We start from the raw sequence: 21,827 nt of genomic DNA, 5'->3' as shown, positions 1-21,827 counted from the left end.
ATAAGTAAAAACCCGTCACTTGATGGGTTTTTTTGTCTCCTTAACAAGTCTATACACCTTTAATAGGTGGCTTTTTTAACCCTTGGGTAAAAGACTTAGTTTTTTCCACTTTTTTGCATCCATCATTTAGTTTCGTTCGTTTGGTTTTCACATTATGGACTTGGACGAAAATACTGTGAGAAAAAATAGCATTAGTTACTTCTTTTACCTTAGCGGTTTTGCTGCTTCTGCCTGCTCCTTTCATGCGCTGTCTGACCCAGAGAGCGACATAGAGGTTATTCGTGTTCAGGGCGGTGGGCCAGCGAAAAACGGGGAGTTTGTGTCGGCTTCTCAGGGTTGGGTATCGGGTGATACTTTGATTGAGCGCCCTATGCTTAGAACGGGTGAAATTCTGGAATTTATTCCAGGTATGATGGTGACGCAGCACAGTGGCTCGGGTAAAGCGAATCAGTATTTTCTGCGCGGGTTCAACCTCGACCATGGGACAGATTTTAGCGTTCGTGTTGATGGCATGCCGATAAACATGAGAAGTCATGGACATGGGCAAGGGTATAGCGATCTCAATTTTGTCATACCAGAATTCATCGACAACCTTAGTTATTTTAAAGGAACCTACTACGCTAATATTGGCGATTTTTCGAGTGCGGGCGGTGCACTTTTTAACCTGAAAAATACTCTCGACAGAAACCGAATTGATGTGAGTCTAGGGGAATACGGCTTTAAACGTGCTGTAGCCTTAAACCGCATTGATGTGGAAAAAAGTCGATTCCTCACGGCATTTGAATATCAAACCTATGATGGTCCCTGGTATGACATCGACGAAGATGTGAGAAAGAAAAACGCAAATATTCGTTACATCACACCACTCTTTGATGGCACCTTCACCGTTACAGGAATGGCCTATGACAACAGTTGGAACGGTGCTGATCAGGTGCCTTCACGGGCAATTCAAAGCGGTTTGATTAGCAGGCTCGGTTCTATAGACACCCAGGTTGGAGGCGAATCTTCCCGATATAGTTTATCGGGTAATTATACAAGCGATTCATGGAACGCTTCATTTTATGCCATTGATACTGACCTTCAGTTATTCTCGAACTTTACCTATTTCTTAGACGACCCAGAGCGCGGTGATCAATTCGAACAAGTGGATGACAGGAAGATTTATGGTGGGGAGATTTTTACCACATTACCCTTAGCGCTTACTCCAGGTAGCAGCATTACATTGGGTGGTCAATGGCGATTCGACGATGTTGATAACGTGGGTTTGTACAAAACACAGAACCTGCAACGTGTCTCGACAACAAGGGAAGACAGTATTAATAGCAACAGTTACGCGGTATTTGCTCAATCTAATATTGTGCTTACCGATGCGTTGAGCTTATCACTGGGCGGGCGCTATGATTATCTTGATGTTGATGTGGACAGTGATCTAGCGGCGAACAGCGGAACTGAAAACGATGGGTTGTTCACGTTAAAGGCGGGAGCAAAGTACGTACTTTCGAGTCAGCTAACTGCATTTGCCAACATCGGTGAAGGGTTTCATTCTAATGACGCAAGAGGCGCAACTATTACAATGGACCCGGCTACCGGCGAGAGCACGTTGTCAGCCCCCTTACTGGTGAAGTCTCTGGGTTATGAAACAGGTTTAAATTATTCTGATGGACGCACCTATAACATTTCCGCTGCGATATGGCGTTTGGAGTTAGACAGCGAGTTAGTGTATGTTGGCGATGCCGGTTTCACTGAAGCTAGCCGGCCATCAGAGCGGTATGGTATAGAAATGAGTGCATATTATTGGTACAGCCACCATCTTGTTGCGGATGTCGAAGGTGCATGGACTGTGGCGAGGTTCAGCGATAATGTGCCCGGCGAAGGGCGCCATATAGACGGCACTGTGCCAGGTGTTGTCAGTGCAGGCGCAACGTACTACCAGCAAAGTAACCAGCAAGGCTTCAGTTATACCCTTAGAGCAAGGTATTTGAGCTCGAGAACAGTAGATAGTTTGGACGAGTTATCGCCACCAGCAACCTTTTTACTCAACGCTCAGGTTATGTACCGTAGTACAGACTGGGATATTGGCTTGGAGGTGTTGAACGCTCTGGATAGCGACGACCATGATATTGATTACTTTTATGCTTCGCGATTGCCGGGAGAGCCGGAAGAAGGCATAGAAGACTTGCATTATCACCCTGTAGAGCCGAGAAATATTCGTATGACTTTTTCCTGGCACTATTAACAGATAAAAATACACGCACGTTCGCAATAACGAAAGATAACATAAAGGAGCAGGTATGGAACACGAAACGTTGTTCCCTTTGCTATGTAAGACTGCTGAGGGTAATAAGGCGGCTTTTGCCGAATTGTACAAAATAACTAGCCCCCAATTATATGCTGTCACGCTCAAGTTGCTGAAGCGCCCGGAGCTAGCTGATGAAGCAATACAAGATGCTTATATCAAAATATGGCATAACGCCGGTAACTACCAGCGGGCTAAAGGCACAGTACTGACGTGGATGGTAAGTATTGCCCGCTATCGGGCTCTTGATTTAATGCGATATCACAAAATACGCAATGAAGTGGAATTGAACGATGAGGCATCATCAGGGGCAGAGATAAATACAACCTTCAAACTAGGGGCTGAGCAAGCTAAGCTCGCTTCCTGCTTAGATGAATTGGAAGGGCCGCAACGACAAGCGATTCATCTCGCTTACGTTAATGGCTTGTCTCATCAGGAGGTAGTGAACCATCTAGCCTCACCACTTGGTACTATTAAAAGCTGGATAAGAAGAGGTTTGCAGAGTTTGCAGAGGTGCCTTTCGTTATGAATTACTTAAAAGAAGAACGCTTAAATGCCCTTGCAGCTGAATATGTGATTGGAACAATGCGCGGTAAAGCACGCATTCGGTACCAAAAGCTCATTATGCAATATCAGGCAGTAAGTGAAGCCACCGCGCAGTGGGAACAGTATTTGGCGGGCTTTGCCGATTCAGTTGCACCGGTAGCGCCGCCACATGATATCTGGGATAAAATTCAGCAAAGGCTAGGCCATAAAGAAGCGGTGAACACGTCAACTCAAATCATCGATTTTGAGCGGGCTAAGCGGGCGCGTTGGAAAAATTTATCGTTATTCTCCACCGCAGCTGCGGTCGTCTTTGCAGTATTGCTGTTTGTTATGCAGCCAGCGCCTACTGCGGATATCACTCACATAGCGGTAGTTAATAACGCCGACAATACGCCCTTGTGGGTGATAGAGGTATCGGACGATACCATGCGCGTTAAAGTAACAGACGTATTTACCGCTGCTGCTAATAAAGATTATGAACTATGGATGGTACCGGCAAACGGCGAAGCGCCGATATCGCTGGGCTTGTTACCAGAATTAGGCGCAGACAGTCGCGCTACACCCAGCATTCTGTTAGACAATAGCATTGCTGCGCTAGCGGTAAGTCTTGAAGAGCCGGGAGGTTCAGTTACCGGCTCACCTACGGAAGTACTCTATATTGCACCGATTGTATCGGTTTAAGCACCAAGAGCGTCGCGAGAGCGGCGCTTTTTATTCGATTTTTTCCCTCCCTGAATACTGCTTCGTAACCTTGTTATTTCCGACGAAACACAAGGGTTGAAAGAATTTTCACTTTTTTTCAACTTTTGTGCATCCAATCAAAAACCTCAGTCGTTTGGTCTTATGAACTCATCAACGAGAGAGCTCTAAAATGACACAAAAAATCCGTAAAACTTCCTTATCCATTGCCATTGCCATGACTTGTGCAGCTATAGCATCAAGTGCGTTAGCGTCAAGCCACAGAGAAGCGCCAAACATTACTCGTCACCCTGCGCTGGACAGCACTGATTTCTACGCGTTTAACAGCTACGAAGAGGGGCGCGAAGACTATGTTACGTTTATCGCGAACTACATCCCTCTTCAAGATGCTTACGGCGGTCCAAATTATTTTGCCATGGACCCAAATGCACACTATGCCATTCACATCGACAGCGATGGTGATGCGGTGGAAGATATGAGTTTTGTTTTTCAATTTAACAACTCGCTGGCTGCGGAAAACGAAGGTATCGCACTGCCTGTAGGTCCCGAAGGCGACCAAAAAATGGTAAAAGTTCCACTTAAAAATGTGGGTGGCATTAGTGCTGACGACATGAGTGCGGCGAACTTTTCGGAGATGTACTCTCTGACTATGGTGAGTGGCGACATGCAAACCGGTACACGTACGACGCTCATGCCTAATGCGGGGGATATGTTTAAAAAGCCTCTTGATTATATTGGTAATAAAACGTTTACCAGCGAAGCGGAATATGCTCGCTACGCTGAGAGTTTTGTATATTCCTTTGCTGTGCCAGGGTGTGATGACATGGCGCGTGTATTCGTAGGACAGCGAAAAGACCCGTTTGTCGTTAACCTGGGTAAAACCTTCGACCTTGTAAACTATGTGCCTGTTGAAGGTGATAGTGCACCGGGCGCAGGCGATGGCGGTGGCTTTCCAGGCGGTATAACGCAAAGTGAGATGAACGATGATCTTGCTGATAAAAATGTAACAGCGTTGTCAGTAGAAGTTCCGAAAGCTTGTGTAACAGGTGACGGCAACGGTGTTATTGGTAGTTGGACAACAGCGAGCTTACCTCAGGCACGTATCTTAAACCCAGACGCTACCTTTGAAAAACCTGAAACAAATGGCGGAGCAATGACACAGGTGTCGCGCCTGGGGAGCCCTCTGGTAAATGAGTTAGTGATCGGAATTGGTGATAAAGACAAGTTCTCTTCGTCACACCCTAGTGCAGATGGCCAGTTTGCAGACTACGTGACACACCCGTCCCTGCCTGAATTGCTTAATATTCTGTTCAAAGATGCGGTCAACGACACCTTGGGCACAAGTATTGAAACCCTGGCGCCGACAAACTTTCCGCGTACTGATTTGGTTACCGCATTTTTAACTGGTTTTGAAGGCGTAAACCAGCAGGCAACTGTTACTGCTTCAGAAATGCTGCGCCTGAATACCGCTATTCCTGCTACACCCGCAGAGTCGCAATCACCCTTTGGTGTAGCCGGTGACGATTTGGCTGGTTTCCCCAATGGCCGTCGCCCTGGCGATGATGTGGTTGATATAGCCTTACGAGTAGTAATGGGACGTCTTTGCTATCCCATCCCAGTAGCGGGTGAAGACACTGATTTAGGGTTGTGTGCACCTGAAGATGCAAGCGTTGGTAATGTGCCATTTACAGATGGCGCGCCTGTTAACGCAAGTATGATGGACAGCACTTTCCCGTATCTTAAAACACCACTTGCTGGTTCAGAATAAGGAGACAGTAGATGGCTATATTTATGAATCGCTTAGTGGGAAAGTCGTCTGACTCTGCCGCTATCTATAAAAGTGGTTTAGCCCGTGTGTCTGTATTGTCGATGTTGTTGATCTCCCTTACAGGCTGTTTTGATGGCGACGATGACGACAAAGACGATGTCAATGTGTCACCGGTTGCTGTGGATGACATGTTAACGACCCAGGCCGATATTGCCTTTGAAGGCTCTCTTACCGCATCAGATGATGATGGCGATACGCTAACGTATGCACTGGTAGAAGACGGCAGTTTGGGAAGCGTAGTTGTGAATGCTAACGGCACCTTTACTTATTCACCTAATGCCCAGGTGATTGGAAACGATAGTTTTACGTTTTCAGTAAGTGATGGCGTGAATCCGGAGGTGACAGGCACTGTTTCTGTGATGATTGAAGCGCAACAAGTGTCGTTCTCAAACTATACCCGTGATGCATTCAATCAAGCGCTTACTGACAAGCCACTTCCACTTAACGGGCGCGAGTTTACGCAGGATGCCACTGAAACAACGTTTGATGATTTACTGATCGACGATTAACTCAACCGCAAGGCCAGGGAAGGCCTTTTTATAAAGGACATGGTGATGAAGTACTTAATACCTATGCTGATTGCATGCAATGCAGTGATGGTGAGTAATACTTTTGCCGGTAGTGAAAGCACACAAAACTTAACCGACGATACTGTTATTGCCACTTGGCAACCCCGTGGCACATCTGTCCAAACCATAGCTGAAGCAGAGGAACTTCTTATCGCTAGCCGCTATCTCACAGCTAAGGGCAACGAGCGTGAGCGTGTGGCTTGGTTCGTGCAAACGCAGCGGCAATTACCACAAAGCCAAACTGATAAGGCTGGTGTACGGGAGCAGCTTGCCATATTGGAGGCCAGGCTGATGCAGGGAGTACATCAGTTCGAACAAGCACGACAAAGGCTTGCAACAATTAATAGCTTTCGCTTGCCAGCAGCTCAGCTTTTGCTCGCCGATATCCATTTACAGCAAGGCAATAATGAACAGGCTAAAAAGCACTGCGAACGACTGATAGGGCAGGTAGGAAACCTGCTCGCATTTACGTGCATGATGAATGCAGAATTCGCGCGGCAAGAAAGTCGCGACGTATTTGATAAATTACGCCAACTTGATATGTTTGCGGCCACCGCAAGCCCACAAGAGCGCCAGTGGTATCACGAAACACTAGCTGATATGGCCTTACAACTGGGCGAACCTGAAATAGCACTTTCTTACCTAAGCAAAACACCATTGCATCGCTCACCCATCAGTGCACTGCTGCTATGGGCAGAGGCAAATATGGCCCTTGATAAGCACGGGCAAATTACTGAAACATTTCATGAAATTGTTCCGGATATTAATAACCTGGACGACGGGCTTTTACTCAAGTGGGCCATGTCAGAGCGAGCACTGGGTATTACCGGGTCACAGGTGCAGTCACGTCTAGCAAAAAATATGGAAATACGCACATGGCGTGAGGATTCATCTCATGCGGCGCAAGTTGCTAATTACTTTTTATCGGTGGAACCGAACCCGACATTGGCACTTAAATTTGCCAAACTCAACTGGCAGTTTGCCCAGGCTTCAGATGATGAAGCGCTGCTAAAACGGGCGCAGCACAGCTACGAGGTCTCGAAGGAGAACGGCGAATGAATCCATCTAGTAAGAAAATAGATAGTGCATTGCAGTTAATTGCCATTGTGGTGGTGATTATGACCAGTTTTTGCACTCACGCACACGAGCTAAGTAACGGTTATCTCTCATTGCACGGGAAATCAAATGGTGAGTTAACCGGAGAATTATTGCTAAAACCCAAAGAGATAGGGCAGGCAGCTATGCTTGATATTAATAGCGACGGCAAACTCACCTGGGGCGAAGTGAAAGCTGGGCAGTCTCGCGCAGTGGGCTATATTCAACAACATCTCATGGTGAAAAGCGGTGATGAATTGTGTACGATGAATATAAAGCCGCCAAACATGCGCGATATTTCAGCACAATCATTACTTGTTTACCCGGTTTCAATGAAATGTAACAGCAGTGATGCACTTAGCGTCACATACACGGGGTTAATGGATATATTTCCAGACCACAAATTGCTTTTAACCGTTCAGGTCGGCGACGACTCGCTAGTGAAGGTGATAGATAAGGAAACAGCACCTATTAGTGTTAACGGCGAGGATGGGGACGCTCCATCACAGTTTTTTGAAATGGTATATCAGGGAGTTTGGCATATATTCATTGGCCTTGATCACATCTTGTTTCTGGTGGCCACTTTACTCACGGTAAATCTTAGCCGCGAAAACAGACGATGGATAAAACAGGTGAAAAAAAGGCATATCCTGAAAAGTACCCTTGTTATTGTAAGTACCTTCACCGTGGCGCATTCCATTACTCTCACCGCAACAGCGTTAGATTTATTTACCTTAAATAGCCGCTTAGTTGAGCTGGGTATTGCTATTTCAGTTGTATTTACGGCTTTTAACAATATCGTACCCATGGTTATGCGGTTGGGTGTGATCACCTTTGCCTTCGGGTTACTTCACGGTATGGGGTTTGCCAGCGTATTTGCCGATTTACAGGCGCAAACAGATAACCTGGTAATAAGTGTACTTGCGTTTAACCTGGGCGTTGAACTTGGGCAGTTGGTTATTGTGGCTGCGCTATTACCTGCACTGCTATTAATGCGACATTGGCGGATTTACGCCAGGGCAATTATGCCGATAGCTTCTTCTGTTATTGCTGTTGTCGCATTGAATTGGACTCTGCAGCGCTGGTAGCACCAATAAAAAACAGGCTGAATAGCGAAGTTTAGCGTTACAACAAAAAGAGCCCGTCTGAGACGGGCTTCGTTTTATATGCCTATTCGAGTTTAATGCCTATTAGTGAAGCAGGCGGGTTTTAATGGTGCCTTTAATATTTTGCAATTGCGCCAAACCTTCATCTGCTTTATTGGCTTCCAAATCTACTACTACATAACCAATATCAGCGGTGGTTTGCAGGTACTGGGCTTCAATGTTGATGCCTTTTTCAGCGAACGTTTGGTTGATTTGGTTTAATACGCCAGGGCGGTTTTCGTGGATGTGAAGCAGACGCGAGCGGCCGGGGTGGTCGGGCAATGATACCTCGGGGAAGTTAACAGCAGATAAGGTTGAGCCGTTATCTGAGTACTTGGCGAGTTTGCCAGCAACTTCAATACCGATATTTTCCTGCGCTTCCTGTGTACTTCCACCAACATGTGGAGTAAGGATAACATTATCAAACTTGCGTAAAGGCGACTGGAATTCTTCAGTATTTGATTTAGGTTCCACTGGGAAGACATCAATGGCAGCGCCAGCAAGGTGCTCACTTTCCATCGCATCTACCAGGGCGTCGATATCGACTACCGTTCCCCGTGACGCATTGATAAGAATGGAGCCTTTCTTCATCTTGGCCAGTTCTGCTTTGCCTATCATGTCTTTGGTCGATACTGTTTCAGGAACGTGTAACGACACCACATCAGAGGTGGAAAGTAGGGCATCAAGAGATTTTACCTGCACAGAGTTACCCAACACTAATTTGTCTTCGATATCGAAAAACTGCACACGCATACCCAGGTGTTCAGCCAAAATACTTAGTTGAGTACCAATGTGACCATAACCGATGATACCCAGGGTTTTACCTCTGGCTTCATAAGAACCAATGGCACTTTTTTCCCATTCGCCACGGTGAGCTTTGGCATTTTTCGAAGGTACGCCACGTAGCAACAAGATAAGTTGCCCAAGTACCAACTCTGCAACCGAACGGGTGTTTGAGAACGGGGCGTTGAATACGGGAATACCGCGAAGTTGTGTGGCCTTTAAATCGACTTGATTCGTGCCAATACAGAAACAGCCAATAGCAACCAGCTTTTGCGCTGCATCTACGACTGCTTCGGTAATTTGAGTGCGAGAGCGAAGGCCGATAAAGTGAACATCTTTCACTTTTTCAATGAGATCTTCTTCCGATAAAGAAGTTTTTAAATACTCAACATTGGTGTAGCCATTATTCTTCAGCGTTTCTACCGCACTTTGGTGCACGCCTTCCAGCAGTAGGATCCGGATTTTATCCTTAGGTAGTGATACTTTACTCATTGCCTCGCATCTCAAGTTAGGGGTTAGGGGAAGACATCTGGACGTCTATATGGGTAAAGTAACAGATCTTACATGCCCAGAAAAGCGCTATTTACGTCCAGTCTCAATATGGTGGGCACGTAAATCAGTTCAGCCTGCGCGCCCTTGCTTAGCTTAGTTCAGAGTGACTACTCCGTCGTTAGTAGCGACGAGGACAACATCAGCGCCTCTGTTGGCAAAAATGCCGTTAGTGACCACGCCGGCAAGCCCATTTATGGCGTTTTCAAGTTCTCTTGGATTGAGAATGTTCAGGTTGTGAACATCAAGGATCACGTTGCCATTGTCGGTGAGCACGCCTTCACGATAGACGGGGTCGCCGCCTAGTTTTACCAATTCTCTGGCCACGTAAGAGCGTGCCATGGGAATCACTTCCACGGGTAAAGGGAAACGCCCGAGCATGGGGACCTGTTTACTGTCATCAACAATACAAACAAACTTTTTGGCCACGGCTGCGACGATTTTTTCGCGGGTGAGAGCCGCACCGCCGCCTTTAATCATATGCTTGTGTTCGGTAATTTCGTCTGCGCCGTCAACGTACACAGAAAGATTGTCTACTTCGTTTAATGAAAACACCTCAATACCATGGGCTTTAAGCTTTTCAGTAGAGGCGTCGGAGCTGGATACAGCACCCTGAATAGTGTGTTTGATATCGGCCAGCGCATCGATAAAAAAGTTCACTGTAGAGCCGGTTCCCACACCAACTATACTGTCTGCTTCCACATATTTTATCGCGGCCAGAGCTACCGCTTTTTTCTTTTCGTTTTGATCCATGATTCATTCTCCAGGCTTTTGGGAATTTTAACTGATTTGTTGGCGGTAGGGGCAACTATTCGTGATAAATTTTAACCATGAAGCAGGGTTTGCGTGGGGGTGACAATCATGTCGAGAGGAATGTCCCAACCGGCCACAGGAATATCTTCTACTTGTTGACAATCGTGGGCTGTTCCTATCAATAGCGGTCGTTTTGATTGTTGTAACGCTATGGCCAGAGTTCTGTCATAAAAACCGCCGCCCATTCCCAGGCGATTGCCCCTTGCATCAAACCCCACTAATGGCATGAGTATAATATCGTGCCCGGTTACCGGTATCACGTCGGGGCAACAGGGCACGGGCTCGCGGATACCAAAGCGGTTTACCTGCATAGGTGTATTGGCTGTGTAGTGAAGAAATAGTAGCGTACGAGGGTTGAATGGGTGAATGACAGGCAGGGACGTTTGTTTTCCCTGCTCGCGGGCAAGGTGCATCACCGACGATAAATCAACCTCGCCGTCATTAGTTAGGTATCCGGCGACGGTTTGGCTTTCAGACCACTGCGCTAAGCTCTGCAGGCGAGAAACAATACTTTGTCGTGCGCTGAATTGCTCAGCGTCGGAAAGGCTGTTACGACGTTGCCGCAATGTTTTTCTAAGTTGGCTACGTTGAGTGGTTAATTCAGCTAAAGACACTGTCAGTAATCATATATAAGTTGAGTAAGCGGTTTAGCTCATTAATGTCTACTGGTTTGGTGACTACAGCATCCATACCCGATTCCCGCAGTACCTGTTTATCAATAATAACATCTGCAGTGACGGCAACAATAGGAATATCAGGTTGTGTTTCTCGAATTCGACGGGTGGTTTCAATTCCTGAAATACCGGGCAGGTTGATATCCATAAAAATGATATCGTAGGTTTGTTGCGCTGTCATTTCCAGGGCGGTTTCGCCATCTGCGGCTATATCTATTGCCAATTGGTTCCGGCTAAACAGCGAACGCATAACCTCCTGGTTAATCTCATTGTCTTCTACCAATAAAATTTTAGCCGCTTGCGCGGTGCCCTTTAATGTCTCGCAAGGTGAATCGGATTCGCCTGAAGAAAGTTGTCTGACAGGAACGGAAAATACGATGATTATGCCTTCTTCCGGGCCGTTCTTAACTTTGAGATGACCATTAAGTTCATCTGTCATTATTCGCAGAGAACTAAGCGCATTGCTTTTCGCCTGTTCACCGACGTTGTACAGGGCTTGTAACTGTTCGCGACTAAAACTTTGACCGTTATCCCTAAACATCACCATGAGGTTGTCGTTCTGGTAGCAAATCATCACTTCGACATAAGCATCGCCAGTTGCCCGGGCTATGACATCGCTCAAAATGTGAAGCAGTATTTTGCAAAAACGGGTATCGTCAAAATACAAGGTCTCGGGCATTAACGTCTCTACGCTGCTTCGCAGTTCAATATGATGGTTTTGTAACTGCTGCTCGATAATGTGAAAGATATGATGGAAAAATGAGGCCGTGTTGATGGCTTTTTTCTCAGTTGATTCCGTTGGTTGAGTGTCTTCAACGCCGAGAACTGCATTAACGGTACTGAGCAAAATACCGCTGCTATTAGTGATGTGACCAAGGGCGTCCTGAAATAACGGTGGCAGTTTTTCCGCCCGGGCTTCTTGTTCCAGCAATTGCCCAAAGGTACAAATGGCATTTAATGGCGTTCTGAGATCATGACTTAACTGAGACAAATAACGGGTTTTCATGCTATTAATTTTGATGAGTTCGTCGTTCTTTTTCTTCAGGTCAAGATGGGCCATTACGCTGTCTGCGAGGGTTTTAAGCGCTGAGCGTTGGTGGTCTGAGAGTATTTTGGGCTTTTGATCGATGGTGCAAAGGGTACCCAGAACATAGCCTTTATGGGTTATGAGAGGAGCGCCTGCATAGAAGCGAATATTAGGGTTTTCTACAACCAGAGGGTTGTCGAAAAAGCGTTCATCGGAAAGAGCGTCGTTTACTTCCAGCAGCGTTTTGTTGGCAACTACATGACCACAAAATGAAATATTTCTGTGGGTTTCTGTTGCGTCAATGCCCACACGGGATTTAAACCACTGTCTGTCCGGGTCTACTAAACTAATGAGCGCAATGGGTGTGTCACAAATTTGTGAAGCAAGAAGGGTGATATCATCAAGCAGTGCTTCGCTTTGTGTATCAAGCACGTTATAGCTTAGTAACTCTGCTAGTCTGGCTTCTTCTTCCGGCGGAATGGGTGGTTCTATCATGGTGCCCTGCAATTTAAAAAAGCGCCTTCCGACGCTTTTTATTTTAATAACTTATTACAAAGCGTAGGTGTCAATAAACAATTGTTCCAGTTTATCGTGCTCAACTTTAGTCGCGACCTTGATGCTTTGTGCTTCTGTCCACAGTGGACTTGTCGTCGAGCCGGCAGGGGCTATCACTGTTTGACCACGGTCAAGCTCACTTGTACCAACCCGGGCCTGCCCTTCAGTAAGGGTGAACAATTCCGGATGAATTAAATGTGCCAACGGGAAGGCATCGTGGAAAAAGCACACTTTGTCTTCGCGATTTTGCGAGTAAAAATCCATATAGAATTGCGATGCATCTTTAACAAAACCGCCTAATGCGCTGTTTTTCTCAGCCAGTTTTTCCATGAATGACGGCGAAAACGGAGTTTGCAGGGTTACATCCAAACCAAACATGGTGAGTTCCCAGTCGGCTGCAAACACAATGGCTGCCGCATGGGCGTCATTCCAGATGTTCGCTTCTGCAACTGGTGTGACATTGCCCGGGACAAAAGCCGCACCCCCCATAATACTTACCCCTTTAACCAGCTTTGGTAGCTCTGGTTCCAGACGAAGAGCGAGCGCCAGGTTACCAAGTGGGCCAATGGCTACCAGAGTAATTTCCCCTGGGTATTGTCGTGCCATATCCACAATAAACTGGGCAGAACTGCGTGGGTCTAGAGGTTTATCAGACGCTTTCGGAAAGGTATTACCAAAACCATCGTCGCCGTGTACGAAATGGGCGTAAGCCGATTCAGGGCCAACCCATGGCATGCCCACACCCTGGGTAACAGGGATGTCCTGACCGGCAAAATCGCACAATGTTACGGCGTTGCGGGCAGCCATAGTAACAGGCACATTGCCGAACACGGTAGTTAACCCCAGTACCTCTATTTCAGGGTGCTGAAAGGCGAAGAAAATAGCCATCGCATCATCGATGCCCGGATCGGTATCTAAAATAATTTTATGTGTCATGGTGGTTCCTTTCGCTATTTACCCTGTTTGGCAAGGAAGCGGTCAACGTCTTTTTGTTCTGGAATAGATTGTGCTGCGCCTTCGCGGGTTACTGCAATGGCTGATGCCGCACATCCTCTTGTAAGGGCTTGTTTTGCATCTGCATGCTGACTATAAGCCGACAGAAAATAGCCAATGAAACAGTCGCCAGCCGCAGTGGTGTCGACAGCATCAACGGTAAAAGCTGGTACACTGATCACATCACCACCTTTGCGCAGCATCATCACGCCATCTTTGCCAAGAGTGAGAATCACTTCGCCGTGTTGCCAGTTTTCCTTAAACCAGTCAATATTGGCTTGTGCACCGGACTGGCCGGATATCGCTTCTGCTTCTGTTTCATTCACAATGAGTAAATCGACACAGTCTAATGGCAGTGCTTTCACCGACTCGTTCATGGGGGCAGGGTTGAATGCCACTTTGAGTTGTTTGGCTTTGGCCTGCTGGAACATTTCGCCTATGCTGCTGGTTTCGTTTTGGGTGAGAACCCAGTCAGAAGACGTGGTATTGCTAAGCGCTTTGCGAACGGTTTCGTCGTTGATGGTTTGGTTCGCCCCACCAAACAGTACAATAGCGTTTTCGCCGTCAGGTGTTACCTGAATAATGGCATGGCCGGAGGGTGTTTCACTGCATTTCACATACTGGCAGTCAACACCTTTGCGAATTAGCGTTTGTTTAAACGCAGCGTCGGACTCGTGAATTGCACCCACATGCTTAACATCAGCACCAGCAAGTGCCAGGGCAATAGACTGATTCGCCCCCTTGCCGCCAAGTAATTGCTTGTATTGGGTTGAAGCCAATGTTTCACCGGGCTTTACAAAATGCTCTACCTGATAAACGTGATCAATGTTGATGGAACCAAAATTAATAATCGCCATTTCTTATACCGTCGAAAGAGGGCGCCTTCCAGAGTGCCGCTGTTCATCGTTCGCCCGTGAACCGAAAAGTTCAGGGCGGAAGAATCTTCACAACCGTAGGCTTCTCGATACGCGCCGAGCTTGCACAATAGTCGTGATGTCAACTTCCTTGGTTTAAAGCATCGGCCAGGGACATGAATGAACTGGCAAACACTCCAGAAGACATAGAAATTGAAAAATAGCGCAACAGAGTATATCAAACGAGCGCATTCGTGAAGCAGATCACTCACAAACTTTCGTTTTGTTTTTCTGTTTTGTATTTTGGCGGTGCCAGCCCAATGCAGATAACCACTTGGTCACTTGACCATTTGGTTAGTATTTGTTGTTTTTAATCAACGTAAGTTGCAATGAAAAACCAGAGATATACAACATGTGGTGAGCACCTTTATGTAGCGATCCTAAAGCATTGTGAGTCATCTTAAAAGGGTTGTATCAGTTAAGTGGTGAAAGCGTGGGCAAATTGCGTTAATTCACAGCAACAGAGCATGGTAAACTGGGTTTTATGCAGCGTTTTTGCTAGCATTAAAACAAATCATTTTTGGATCGAATGCGTGGATAAACAACTCAATTACGATCAGGTGAGTAACCTGCTTTCCCAGTACGATGTTATCGCCGATGGTGCCGAAGTACAGGGTATTTTGTGCGGTATGTTGTGTGGCGGTATGCCTATTTCTGAAAGGAAGTGGCTGGATGTACTTAAAGATACCATTAACGAAGGGGCGGGGTTTGCGCCTGATCTTGAAGACACGCTTAAAGAAGTTTACAACGAATTGTGCCAGCAATTAATTGAAGCAGAATTTACGCTAAGTCTCATGCTGCCTGACGACCAGGCGCCTATCAACGACCGCGGTCTTGGACTGATAAACTGGGTACAGGGTTTTATGCTTGGTTTCGGTCTGTATCAACAAAATCTGGTGCAGTGCTCCGATGACGTGAAAGAGGCACTGGAAGATTTTGCCAATATTTCTCGAATGGAAGAACCCATGTCCGAAGACGAAGAGTCTGAAAAGGCGCTTTTTGAAGTATTGGAATACGTTAAAATTTCCGCCTTGCTGTGTTTCAATGAGTTGGGTGAGTCCTTGTTAGAAGATCAAAAAGGTAAACCGTCAGTTCACTAAATTATGATCAACAAAGAAGAGTTTATTGCCAGGCAGCATCGGCTGTTGTCGTTGTGTGAGCCAGAAAGTGTGTGTGTGATCCCAGCTGGCCGGGTGCTAACCCGTTCCCGTGACACAGAATTCCCCTTTCGTCAGAACAGTGATTTTTGGTATCTGACTGGCTTTGATGAACCTGAGAGCTGGCTTTTGTTGTCTAATCACAGCCAGTTTTGTGACCCGTACCGTGCAATGGTATTTCGACCTAAAGACAAGCAAGCTGAAATCTGGCAGGGGCGACGCTTGGGCGCAGAAGCGGGACTAGTGTCATTTGCTTTGGACGAGGCTTTCGAGAGCGACGAGCTTGACGCTGTGCTTAGCGAATGGCTTGGCGGGCACGACCACGTTTATTTCCCTATGCACTGCGATGGTCCGGCAACGGCAAAAGTGCTGGCAGTATGTCGGGAGCTGCACCAGGCGCCAAAAGAAAATTTATCTCCGGCAAGCCTGCACGATGTCACGCCTCTCATTCACGAAATGCGGTTATACAAATCAGCTTGTGAAATTGCCCTTATGAAGGCGGCAGCGAAAATTACTGCGAACGCCCATAAGCGGGCGATGCAATTTGCCCATCCTGGGTGTTACGAGTATCAACTTGAAGCCGAGTTACATCACGAATTTGCTGTGGCGGGCGCGCGTCATCCTGCTTACAGCACTATTGTGGGCAGTGGTGAAAACGCTTGTGTATTGCACTACACCGAGAATTCAGCTGAGGTTAAAGAGGGCGATTTGATCCTTATCGATGCGGGTGCCGAATACTATGGTTACGCATCAGATATTACCCGTACGTTTCCGGTATCCGGCGTTTTTTCACCGGCGCAAAAGGCAATCTACAACATCGTACTTAAAGCGCAGGAAGCGGTGATCGATCGCATCGGGCCAGGCATGACGCTTACTGAAGCGGGTAATGTCGCTGCAGAAGTGATCACCGAAGGCTTACTGGAGCTTGGTTTATTATCTGGTTCACTTGCAGACAATCTCGAAGAACAATGTTACCGGCGCTACTTCATGCACGGAATTGGTCACTATCTTGGGCTAGATGTCCACGATGTCGGTGATTATCGTCTTGACGGAGAAGACCGGCCGTTGCAGCCGGGAATGGTGATCACCATAGAGCCTGGTATTTACATTTCTGCCGAACAAGAGGTTGCAGAAGAATACAAAGGCATTGGTGTGCGCATTGAAGATAATTTGGTTATTACTGCCACAGGCGCAGAGGTAATAACAGACGGCGTTCCCAAAACGGTTGATGCCATTGAAGCGTTAATGAAAAAGGCCTGACAAGTGGCGAAGACTGATGTTCTGATAGTTGGTGGTGGAGCGGTAGGCAGTGTGATTGCCAAAGGCCTGCTTTCTCACACGTCACACTCTGTATCACTGGTTGAACCTTCCGCCTATACTGTTGAAGGAAACCACCCAGGTTTCGACGACAGAGTCATTGCGCTGGCGAAGCGAACCGTTGATGAATTAGCGGGGTTAGGCGTAGAAACTGCTCATGCTGGTGGTATTCCTATTCATCACATTCAGGTGTCCGACAAAGGGGCGGCAGGTTTGTGTCGACTGTCTGCAGAAGACCATCGTATTGACCGCTTTGGCGATGTGGTATCTCTTCGTCGTTTAGGCGACGCGTTAAAAACTGAATCGAACAACAAACGCTTTAGTCTTTATAATCCGGCCTCGGTGACGTCGGTAGAAAGGCACAATGAACAAGTTGCCGTGACGTTGAATACCGGTGAAGTGTGTGAGGCGAAATTATTGATATTGGCCGATGGCGGCCGGTCTCCTTTACACCATGGTTTGGGCTTTGAGCGAGATACTGATGATTATGGTCAAACGGCCATTATTGTAAATGTGGCAACCTCAGAACCACACAATAATCGCGCTTATGAGCGCTTCACTGCCTATGGTCCGCTGGCCTTTTTACCCTTTGAATCCGTTGAAGATGATACTCACAAAAAAGGTGGCTTTAGCGTAGTGTGGACAGTGCCACCAGACATGGCAACAACGCTCATGGCAATGTCGGAGTCGGCGTTTATTCGGGCACTACAACATGAATTTGGCTGGCGTCAGGGGGCAATTGTCAAAATGGGTAAACGCACGGCGTATCCACTGGCATTGTCTGTAGTTCGCAATACGGTTACCCATCGTGCCGTGGTGGTGGGAAATGCTGCACAAACGCTTCACCCTATTGCCGGGCAGGGTTTTAATCTTGGTTTGCGGGATGCCATGGCATTGGTGAAGCAACTGGCAGAGGCCGACGACCCTGGTGCGTTTAATGTACTTCGGCGATACGCTGCCAGCAGAGCGAACGATAAACAGGCCACGGTTACATTAACCGATGGTTTGGTGAGATTGTTTTCAAATGCTATGCCCGGGCTCATTGCAGCGCGTAATGTGGGTTTGGTGGCTATGGACAACAGCAGCACATTACAACAACTTTTTGTCAGGCAAACGACAGGCTTTGCGCCGGGCGCCTGAGGAGTAACTATGGAAAATGTGGATGTCGCCATTGTAGGTGGCGGTATGGTGGGGTTAAGCGTGGCTGTGGCACTGGAAAACAGCGGATTGTCTGTTGCTGTGATTAGCGATAAACCCTGCCAGCGCGAATTGTCAGAGCACTCTGAATTGCGGGTAAGCGCCATCAATGGTGCCAATCAAGATACCCTTGAGCAATTGGGCGTGTGGGAAAACCTCGATGGGGCGCGGATAAGTCCGTATCAATCCATGTCGGTATGGGACAAAGACAGCTTTGGCCATATTCAGTTCTCCAACGACGATTTAGGCGCGCCTCAACTTGGCCACATTATTGAAAACCAGAACCTGATAAATGCTTTAGCTATTAAAGCGCAAGCCAGTGTAAGTACTCACATGGTTACAGCAAAAATCAATAAAATGCTGTGGGGTAAAAAGGAAACCATGCTGATGCTAGACAATGACGACGTTATTGCGTGTCGGCTGGTGGTGGGCGCTGATGGTGCTAATTCTTATGTGCGGCAACAGGCCCAGTTTCCGTTAACGTTTAAAGATTATGGTCACACAGCCATTGTTGCCACCATTAAAACCCAGCAGCCTCATGGTCGCTGTGCCAGACAGGTGTTCACACCGGATGGTCCGCTGGCGTTACTGCCCCTTGCCGACCCTTATCATTGCTCAATTGTGTGGTCACAGAACAAATCGGTGGCAAAACAGCTGATGGACTGTGACGACGGGCAGTTTAGTCATGCTCTGAATGCCACCACCAACAGTGTTTTAGGTGTGTCGGAATTGGTGAGCAACAGAGTACAGTTTCCGCTTACCATGCGCTACGCAAGACAATGGGCAAAGCAGGGCGCAGTGATAATTGGCGATGCTGCCCACACCATTCACCCTCTTGCGGGCCAGGGTGTTAATTTGGGCATGCGCGATGCGTTTGCCTTAGCTGACACATTACGCGATTGTTACTCAGCTCACAAAGATATTGGTGAGCTGCGCAACTTGCGCCCGTTCGAACGAGCCAGAAAAGCAGACGCTGCGGCGGTGATTGCTGCCATGGAAGGGTTTAAAACCTTATTTGACGGTAGCAATCCGTTGAAAAAAATTGTTCGTGGCGTGGGGCTGGTGGCTACGGATACCGTGCCTTTGCTGAAAAAGCAGTGGTTACAGCAGGCCATGGGGTGGTAGTTGCTGTGGTCTGCAAAAACGGCTTTAAATCATCACAAAGCGTCATTATTGGTGCAGGCGAGATTTAATAAACTCCGCCAACGTTCGACTTATCACAGGGTGCTGAGTATCCTGGTTGAATAAACTGATATTCACTTTGCCTAACCGAGGCAAGCGTCTGTCCTGAAGCACGGTCAAATTCTCAGGCCTACTCGAGCGGGCGAGGGCGGTAATACCCAACCCTTGCTGAATGGCCGCCACCAAACCACTGAGATCGGCATTGGTATAGGTTATTTTCCACACCCGGGTTTGCTGTTTTAATTCGTCAATCACCCGGCTGCGGTACATGCAGCCATCAGGAGCCAACACCAGCGAAATATTGTCTCCAACCACGGAGCGATTCGCATCTCCCACCCACACCACATCATCTTCCAGCACCACTTCGCCAGCGGTTTCCTCGTTCGGGTTAGTCAGGGCGAGAATGAGATCAAACTGGTTGCGTTTCGATGCATGTAATAAATCGCGGCTTAACGATGATGTGACTTCCAACGATACATCGGGATAACGTTTAGAGAACTCTCCGATAAGGCCGGGTAGCAACGTAGAGGCAAACTCATTGGGAATGCCTAAGCGCAATCGGCCAGACAAAGGCGCAGGGGTAAGCGAACGAAAAATAGCATCGTTTAGTTCCAGGAGTTCTTTTGCTTTTGGATATAACCAGTTGCCATCGGTACTTGGTAAATGACGCTGACCGACTTTGGTGAACAATTTGCGGTCGATTTGTTCTTCCAACTTCTTGATTTGCAAACTAATGGCTGGTTGTGAACGGCCCAGCCATTCACCGGCTTTGGCGTAACCACCTTGCTCTATAACACTCACAAACGTGCGTAAGTTATCTAACGAAAGCTGCTTCATAATGATTTGAAATGCTGATGATAAAGCTTGCTTACATTATAAATGCAAATGTAATGATAAGAAATTCCAATTTGAAACCCATTTAGTATGAAACCTATACTTTGGTCTGTTTTTAATTCATCGAAACGGACAGAGTCGCATGAGTAACACCACCGCTTTACACGCCAAGCACCTTGAAGCAGGCGCGAAAATGGTCGATTTCTTCGGCTGGGATATGCCCATCAACTACGGTTCACAAATTGAAGAGCACCATGCGGTGCGTCAGGATGCGGGCATGTTTGACGTGTCTCACATGACCATTGTGGACGTAACCGGCGTTCAGGCTAAAGACTACCTGCGTTACTTGTTGGCCAACGACGTTGCCAAACTGAAAGACAAGGGCAAAGCCTTGTACAGCGGCATGTTAAACGAAGAAGGCGGTGTGGTTGACGACCTTATTGTGTATCACTTCGATGAAACGAATTATCGTCTGGTAGTGAATTCTGCGACCCGTGAAAAAGACATGAACTGGCTAAAAGACAAAGCCAGTGGCTTTGATGTGACCATTACTGAAAAGCCTGACTTCGCCATGATTGCGGTACAAGGCCCCAACGCTAAAGAAAAAGCCGCTACCTTATTCTCTGAAGCACAAAAAGAAGCCGTGGCTGGCATGAAGCCTTTTTTCGGCGTGCAAGCAGAAGATTTATTCATTGCTACCACGGGTTACACCGGTGAAGCCGGCTATGAAATTATGGTGCCAGTTACCCAGGCCGGTCAGTTCTGGCAGGGACTTTTGGATGCGGGTGTAAAACCTTGTGGCTTAGGTGCCCGTGATACCCTGCGTTTGGAAGCGGGCATGAACCTGTACGGACAAGACATGGATGAAACTGTGTCGCCGCTGGCTGCCAACATGGGCTGGACCATTACCTGGGAACCTGCTGAGCGCGATTTCGTAGGCCGTCAGGCACTGGAAGCGCAAAAAGCAGCCGGTACCGACAAGCTGGTAGGTTTGGTGATGACTGAAAAAGGCGTGTTGCGTCACGGCCTGAAAGTAAAGGCGGCTTCTGGCGACGGTGTGATCACCTCCGGTACCTTCTCTCCTACATTAGGACATTCTATTGCACTGGCCCGCGTGCCTGCCGATACTACCGACACGGTAGAGGTGGAAATGCGCAAAAAGTGGGTTACAGTAAGTGTGGTTAAGCCCAGCTTTGTTCGCAATGGTAAAAGTGTATTGTAATCCCAACATCAAGGAATAATCAGGAACTTATTATGAGCAATATCCCAACCGATTTACGTTATGCATCAACGCACGAGTGGGTTCGTCCGGAAGGCGACGGCGTGTTTACCGTAGGTATTTCAGAGCACGCTCAGGAATTATTGGGCGATATGGTTTTTGTAGATTTGCCTGACGTGGGCGACGCAGTAAGCACCGGTGATGACGTGGCCGTTGCTGAATCAGTAAAAGCCGCTTCTGACGTGTATGCGCCAATTAGTGGTGAAATTGTTGCTATCAACGACGCCCTGGAAGATTCTCCGGAGCAGGTAAACAGCGACCCTTACGGAGACGGCTGGTTATTCAAAATTAAAGCCGACGACCCTTCAGAAGTGGAAGGTTTGTTAGACGCTGAAGGTTACGAAAACAGCATCGACGAAGAGTAAGCACTCGACG

At 47.4% G+C, this 21,827-nt stretch carries 20 protein-coding genes and 1 other RNA gene; 13 read left to right on the top strand and 8 right to left on the bottom strand.

The window, feature by feature from the left end; genetic code table 11:
- The first annotated feature begins 160 nt into the window (after positions 1-160).
- From ACXACM_RS17740 to ACXACM_RS17710, 7 genes are all read left to right on the top strand, one after another.
- Positions 161-2,236: a TonB-dependent receptor gene (locus tag ACXACM_RS17740; protein WP_474824406.1), complete on the top strand. Its 2,076-nt coding sequence runs from the start codon at positions 161-163 to the stop codon at positions 2,234-2,236.
- Positions 2,237-2,291: 55 nt separating this feature from the next.
- Positions 2,292-2,825, top strand: a complete 534-nt coding sequence (locus ACXACM_RS17735; RefSeq protein WP_474823401.1) for a sigma-70 family RNA polymerase sigma factor — start codon at positions 2,292-2,294, stop codon at positions 2,823-2,825.
- Positions 2,822-3,523 carry an anti-sigma factor gene (locus ACXACM_RS17730; RefSeq protein ID WP_474823400.1) on the top strand — a complete coding sequence of 234 codons (702 nt, stop codon included), beginning with the start codon at positions 2,822-2,824 and terminating at the stop codon, positions 3,521-3,523. Before ACXACM_RS17735 ends, ACXACM_RS17730 begins: the two co-directional genes overlap by 4 nt.
- Positions 3,524-3,713: 190 nt before the next feature.
- Positions 3,714-5,309, top strand: coding sequence for a DUF4331 domain-containing protein (locus tag ACXACM_RS17725; RefSeq protein ID WP_474823398.1), 1,596 nt, complete (start codon positions 3,714-3,716; stop codon positions 5,307-5,309).
- 11 nt (positions 5,310-5,320) lie between these two features.
- The gene (locus ACXACM_RS17720; protein ID WP_474823397.1) at positions 5,321-5,878 is read left to right on the top strand and encodes an Ig-like domain-containing protein; all 558 of its coding nucleotides are present in this window, start codon (positions 5,321-5,323) and stop codon (positions 5,876-5,878) included.
- A 45-nt stretch (positions 5,879-5,923) separates the two neighbouring features.
- Complete coding sequence (locus ACXACM_RS17715; RefSeq protein ID WP_474823396.1) at positions 5,924-6,997, top strand: hypothetical protein; 1,074 nt, start codon at positions 5,924-5,926, stop codon at positions 6,995-6,997.
- Positions 6,994-8,121, top strand: coding sequence for a HupE/UreJ family protein (locus ACXACM_RS17710; RefSeq protein WP_474823394.1), 1,128 nt, complete (start codon positions 6,994-6,996; stop codon positions 8,119-8,121). Before ACXACM_RS17715 ends, ACXACM_RS17710 begins: the two co-directional genes overlap by 4 nt.
- Positions 8,122-8,223: 102 nt before the next feature.
- Here the strand turns inward: ACXACM_RS17710 and serA are convergent, their stop codons facing one another.
- The 7 genes from serA to ssrS form a co-directional block, all read right to left on the bottom strand.
- Positions 8,224-9,453 carry a phosphoglycerate dehydrogenase gene (serA, locus tag ACXACM_RS17705; RefSeq protein ID WP_474823393.1) on the bottom strand — a complete coding sequence of 410 codons (1,230 nt, stop codon included), beginning with the start codon at positions 9,451-9,453 and terminating at the stop codon, positions 8,224-8,226.
- A 153-nt stretch (positions 9,454-9,606) separates the two neighbouring features.
- On the bottom strand, positions 9,607-10,263 hold the full coding sequence (rpiA, locus tag ACXACM_RS17700; protein ID WP_474823392.1) for a ribose-5-phosphate isomerase RpiA: 657 nt from the start codon (positions 10,261-10,263) through the stop codon (positions 9,607-9,609).
- 71 nt (positions 10,264-10,334) lie between these two features.
- Positions 10,335-10,937: a 5-formyltetrahydrofolate cyclo-ligase gene (locus ACXACM_RS17695; protein WP_474823390.1), complete on the bottom strand. Its 603-nt coding sequence runs from the start codon at positions 10,935-10,937 to the stop codon at positions 10,335-10,337.
- Positions 10,924-12,519 carry a response regulator gene (locus ACXACM_RS17690; RefSeq protein WP_474823389.1) on the bottom strand — a complete coding sequence of 532 codons (1,596 nt, stop codon included), beginning with the start codon at positions 12,517-12,519 and terminating at the stop codon, positions 10,924-10,926. The genes ACXACM_RS17695 and ACXACM_RS17690 overlap by 14 nt, the downstream gene beginning before the upstream one ends.
- A gap of 54 nt (positions 12,520-12,573) precedes the next feature.
- On the bottom strand, positions 12,574-13,515 hold the full coding sequence (locus ACXACM_RS17685) for a nucleoside hydrolase (protein ID WP_474823388.1): 942 nt from the start codon (positions 13,513-13,515) through the stop codon (positions 12,574-12,576).
- A gap of 14 nt (positions 13,516-13,529) precedes the next feature.
- Complete coding sequence (locus tag ACXACM_RS17680; protein WP_474823387.1) at positions 13,530-14,429, bottom strand: ribokinase; 900 nt, start codon at positions 14,427-14,429, stop codon at positions 13,530-13,532.
- A gap of 21 nt (positions 14,430-14,450) precedes the next feature.
- Positions 14,451-14,633, bottom strand: a non-coding RNA gene (gene ssrS / locus ACXACM_RS17675) — 6S RNA.
- Positions 14,634-15,019: 386 nt separating this feature from the next.
- Between ssrS and ACXACM_RS17670 the strand changes: the two genes are divergently transcribed.
- Genes ACXACM_RS17670 through ACXACM_RS17655 form a run of 4 tightly spaced genes read left to right on the top strand, consistent with a single transcriptional unit; the run spans position 15,020 to position 19,282 of the window.
- Complete coding sequence (locus ACXACM_RS17670) at positions 15,020-15,586, top strand: UPF0149 family protein (protein ID WP_474823385.1); 567 nt, start codon at positions 15,020-15,022, stop codon at positions 15,584-15,586.
- Positions 15,587-15,589: 3 nt separating this feature from the next.
- Positions 15,590-16,903: a Xaa-Pro aminopeptidase gene (pepP, locus tag ACXACM_RS17665; protein ID WP_474823384.1), complete on the top strand. Its 1,314-nt coding sequence runs from the start codon at positions 15,590-15,592 to the stop codon at positions 16,901-16,903.
- Between the two features lie 3 nt (positions 16,904-16,906).
- The gene (ubiH, locus tag ACXACM_RS17660) at positions 16,907-18,100 is read left to right on the top strand and encodes a 2-octaprenyl-6-methoxyphenyl hydroxylase (protein WP_474823383.1); all 1,194 of its coding nucleotides are present in this window, start codon (positions 16,907-16,909) and stop codon (positions 18,098-18,100) included.
- A gap of 9 nt (positions 18,101-18,109) precedes the next feature.
- Positions 18,110-19,282, top strand: a complete 1,173-nt coding sequence (locus ACXACM_RS17655; protein ID WP_474823381.1) for an FAD-dependent monooxygenase — start codon at positions 18,110-18,112, stop codon at positions 19,280-19,282.
- A 45-nt stretch (positions 19,283-19,327) separates the two neighbouring features.
- Here the strand turns inward: ACXACM_RS17655 and ACXACM_RS17650 are convergent, their stop codons facing one another.
- Positions 19,328-20,176 carry a LysR family transcriptional regulator gene (locus tag ACXACM_RS17650; RefSeq protein WP_474823380.1) on the bottom strand — a complete coding sequence of 283 codons (849 nt, stop codon included), beginning with the start codon at positions 20,174-20,176 and terminating at the stop codon, positions 19,328-19,330.
- Positions 20,177-20,315: 139 nt separating this feature from the next.
- Here ACXACM_RS17650 and gcvT point away from each other — a divergent pair, with 139 nt between their 5' ends.
- Together gcvT and gcvH are read left to right on the top strand one after the other, a co-directional pair.
- On the top strand, positions 20,316-21,395 hold the full coding sequence (gene gcvT / locus ACXACM_RS17645; RefSeq protein WP_474823379.1) for a glycine cleavage system aminomethyltransferase GcvT: 1,080 nt from the start codon (positions 20,316-20,318) through the stop codon (positions 21,393-21,395).
- A gap of 32 nt (positions 21,396-21,427) precedes the next feature.
- On the top strand, positions 21,428-21,817 hold the full coding sequence (gene gcvH / locus ACXACM_RS17640) for a glycine cleavage system protein GcvH (RefSeq protein WP_474823378.1): 390 nt from the start codon (positions 21,428-21,430) through the stop codon (positions 21,815-21,817).
- Positions 21,818-21,827 lie beyond the last annotated feature (10 nt).

It is taken from the genome of Alteromonas sp. AWQ4_252 (assembly GCF_056158205.1).
Note: the sequence above shows the minus strand (reverse complement) of the source record. Positions and strands in the feature narration are given on the sequence as shown.

What these genes read in the sequence shown, in the direction of transcription:
- serA (WP_474823393.1), bottom strand. Translation starts at nt 9,453, where the DNA reads ATGAGTAAAGTATCACTACCTAAGGATAAAATCCGGATCCTACTGCTG.
- gcvH (WP_474823378.1), top strand. Translation starts at nt 21,428, where the DNA reads ATGAGCAATATCCCAACCGATTTACGTTATGCATCAACGCACGAGTGG.
- ACXACM_RS17650 (WP_474823380.1), bottom strand. Translation starts at nt 20,176, where the DNA reads ATGAAGCAGCTTTCGTTAGATAACTTACGCACGTTTGTGAGTGTTATA.
- ACXACM_RS17655 (WP_474823381.1), top strand. Translation starts at nt 18,110, where the DNA reads ATGGAAAATGTGGATGTCGCCATTGTAGGTGGCGGTATGGTGGGGTTA.
- pepP (WP_474823384.1), top strand. Translation starts at nt 15,590, where the DNA reads ATGATCAACAAAGAAGAGTTTATTGCCAGGCAGCATCGGCTGTTGTCG.
- ACXACM_RS17710 (WP_474823394.1), top strand. Translation starts at nt 6,994, where the DNA reads ATGAATCCATCTAGTAAGAAAATAGATAGTGCATTGCAGTTAATTGCC.
- rpiA (WP_474823392.1), bottom strand. Translation starts at nt 10,263, where the DNA reads ATGGATCAAAACGAAAAGAAAAAAGCGGTAGCTCTGGCCGCGATAAAA.
- ACXACM_RS17720 (WP_474823397.1), top strand. Translation starts at nt 5,321, where the DNA reads ATGGCTATATTTATGAATCGCTTAGTGGGAAAGTCGTCTGACTCTGCC.
- ACXACM_RS17735 (WP_474823401.1), top strand. Translation starts at nt 2,292, where the DNA reads ATGGAACACGAAACGTTGTTCCCTTTGCTATGTAAGACTGCTGAGGGT.
- ACXACM_RS17730 (WP_474823400.1), top strand. Translation starts at nt 2,822, where the DNA reads ATGAATTACTTAAAAGAAGAACGCTTAAATGCCCTTGCAGCTGAATAT.
- ACXACM_RS17690 (WP_474823389.1), bottom strand. Translation starts at nt 12,519, where the DNA reads ATGATAGAACCACCCATTCCGCCGGAAGAAGAAGCCAGACTAGCAGAG.
- ACXACM_RS17680 (WP_474823387.1), bottom strand. Translation starts at nt 14,429, where the DNA reads ATGGCGATTATTAATTTTGGTTCCATCAACATTGATCACGTTTATCAG.
- ACXACM_RS17725 (WP_474823398.1), top strand. Translation starts at nt 3,714, where the DNA reads ATGACACAAAAAATCCGTAAAACTTCCTTATCCATTGCCATTGCCATG.
- gcvT (WP_474823379.1), top strand. Translation starts at nt 20,316, where the DNA reads ATGAGTAACACCACCGCTTTACACGCCAAGCACCTTGAAGCAGGCGCG.
- ACXACM_RS17685 (WP_474823388.1), bottom strand. Translation starts at nt 13,515, where the DNA reads ATGACACATAAAATTATTTTAGATACCGATCCGGGCATCGATGATGCG.
- ACXACM_RS17715 (WP_474823396.1), top strand. Translation starts at nt 5,924, where the DNA reads ATGAAGTACTTAATACCTATGCTGATTGCATGCAATGCAGTGATGGTG.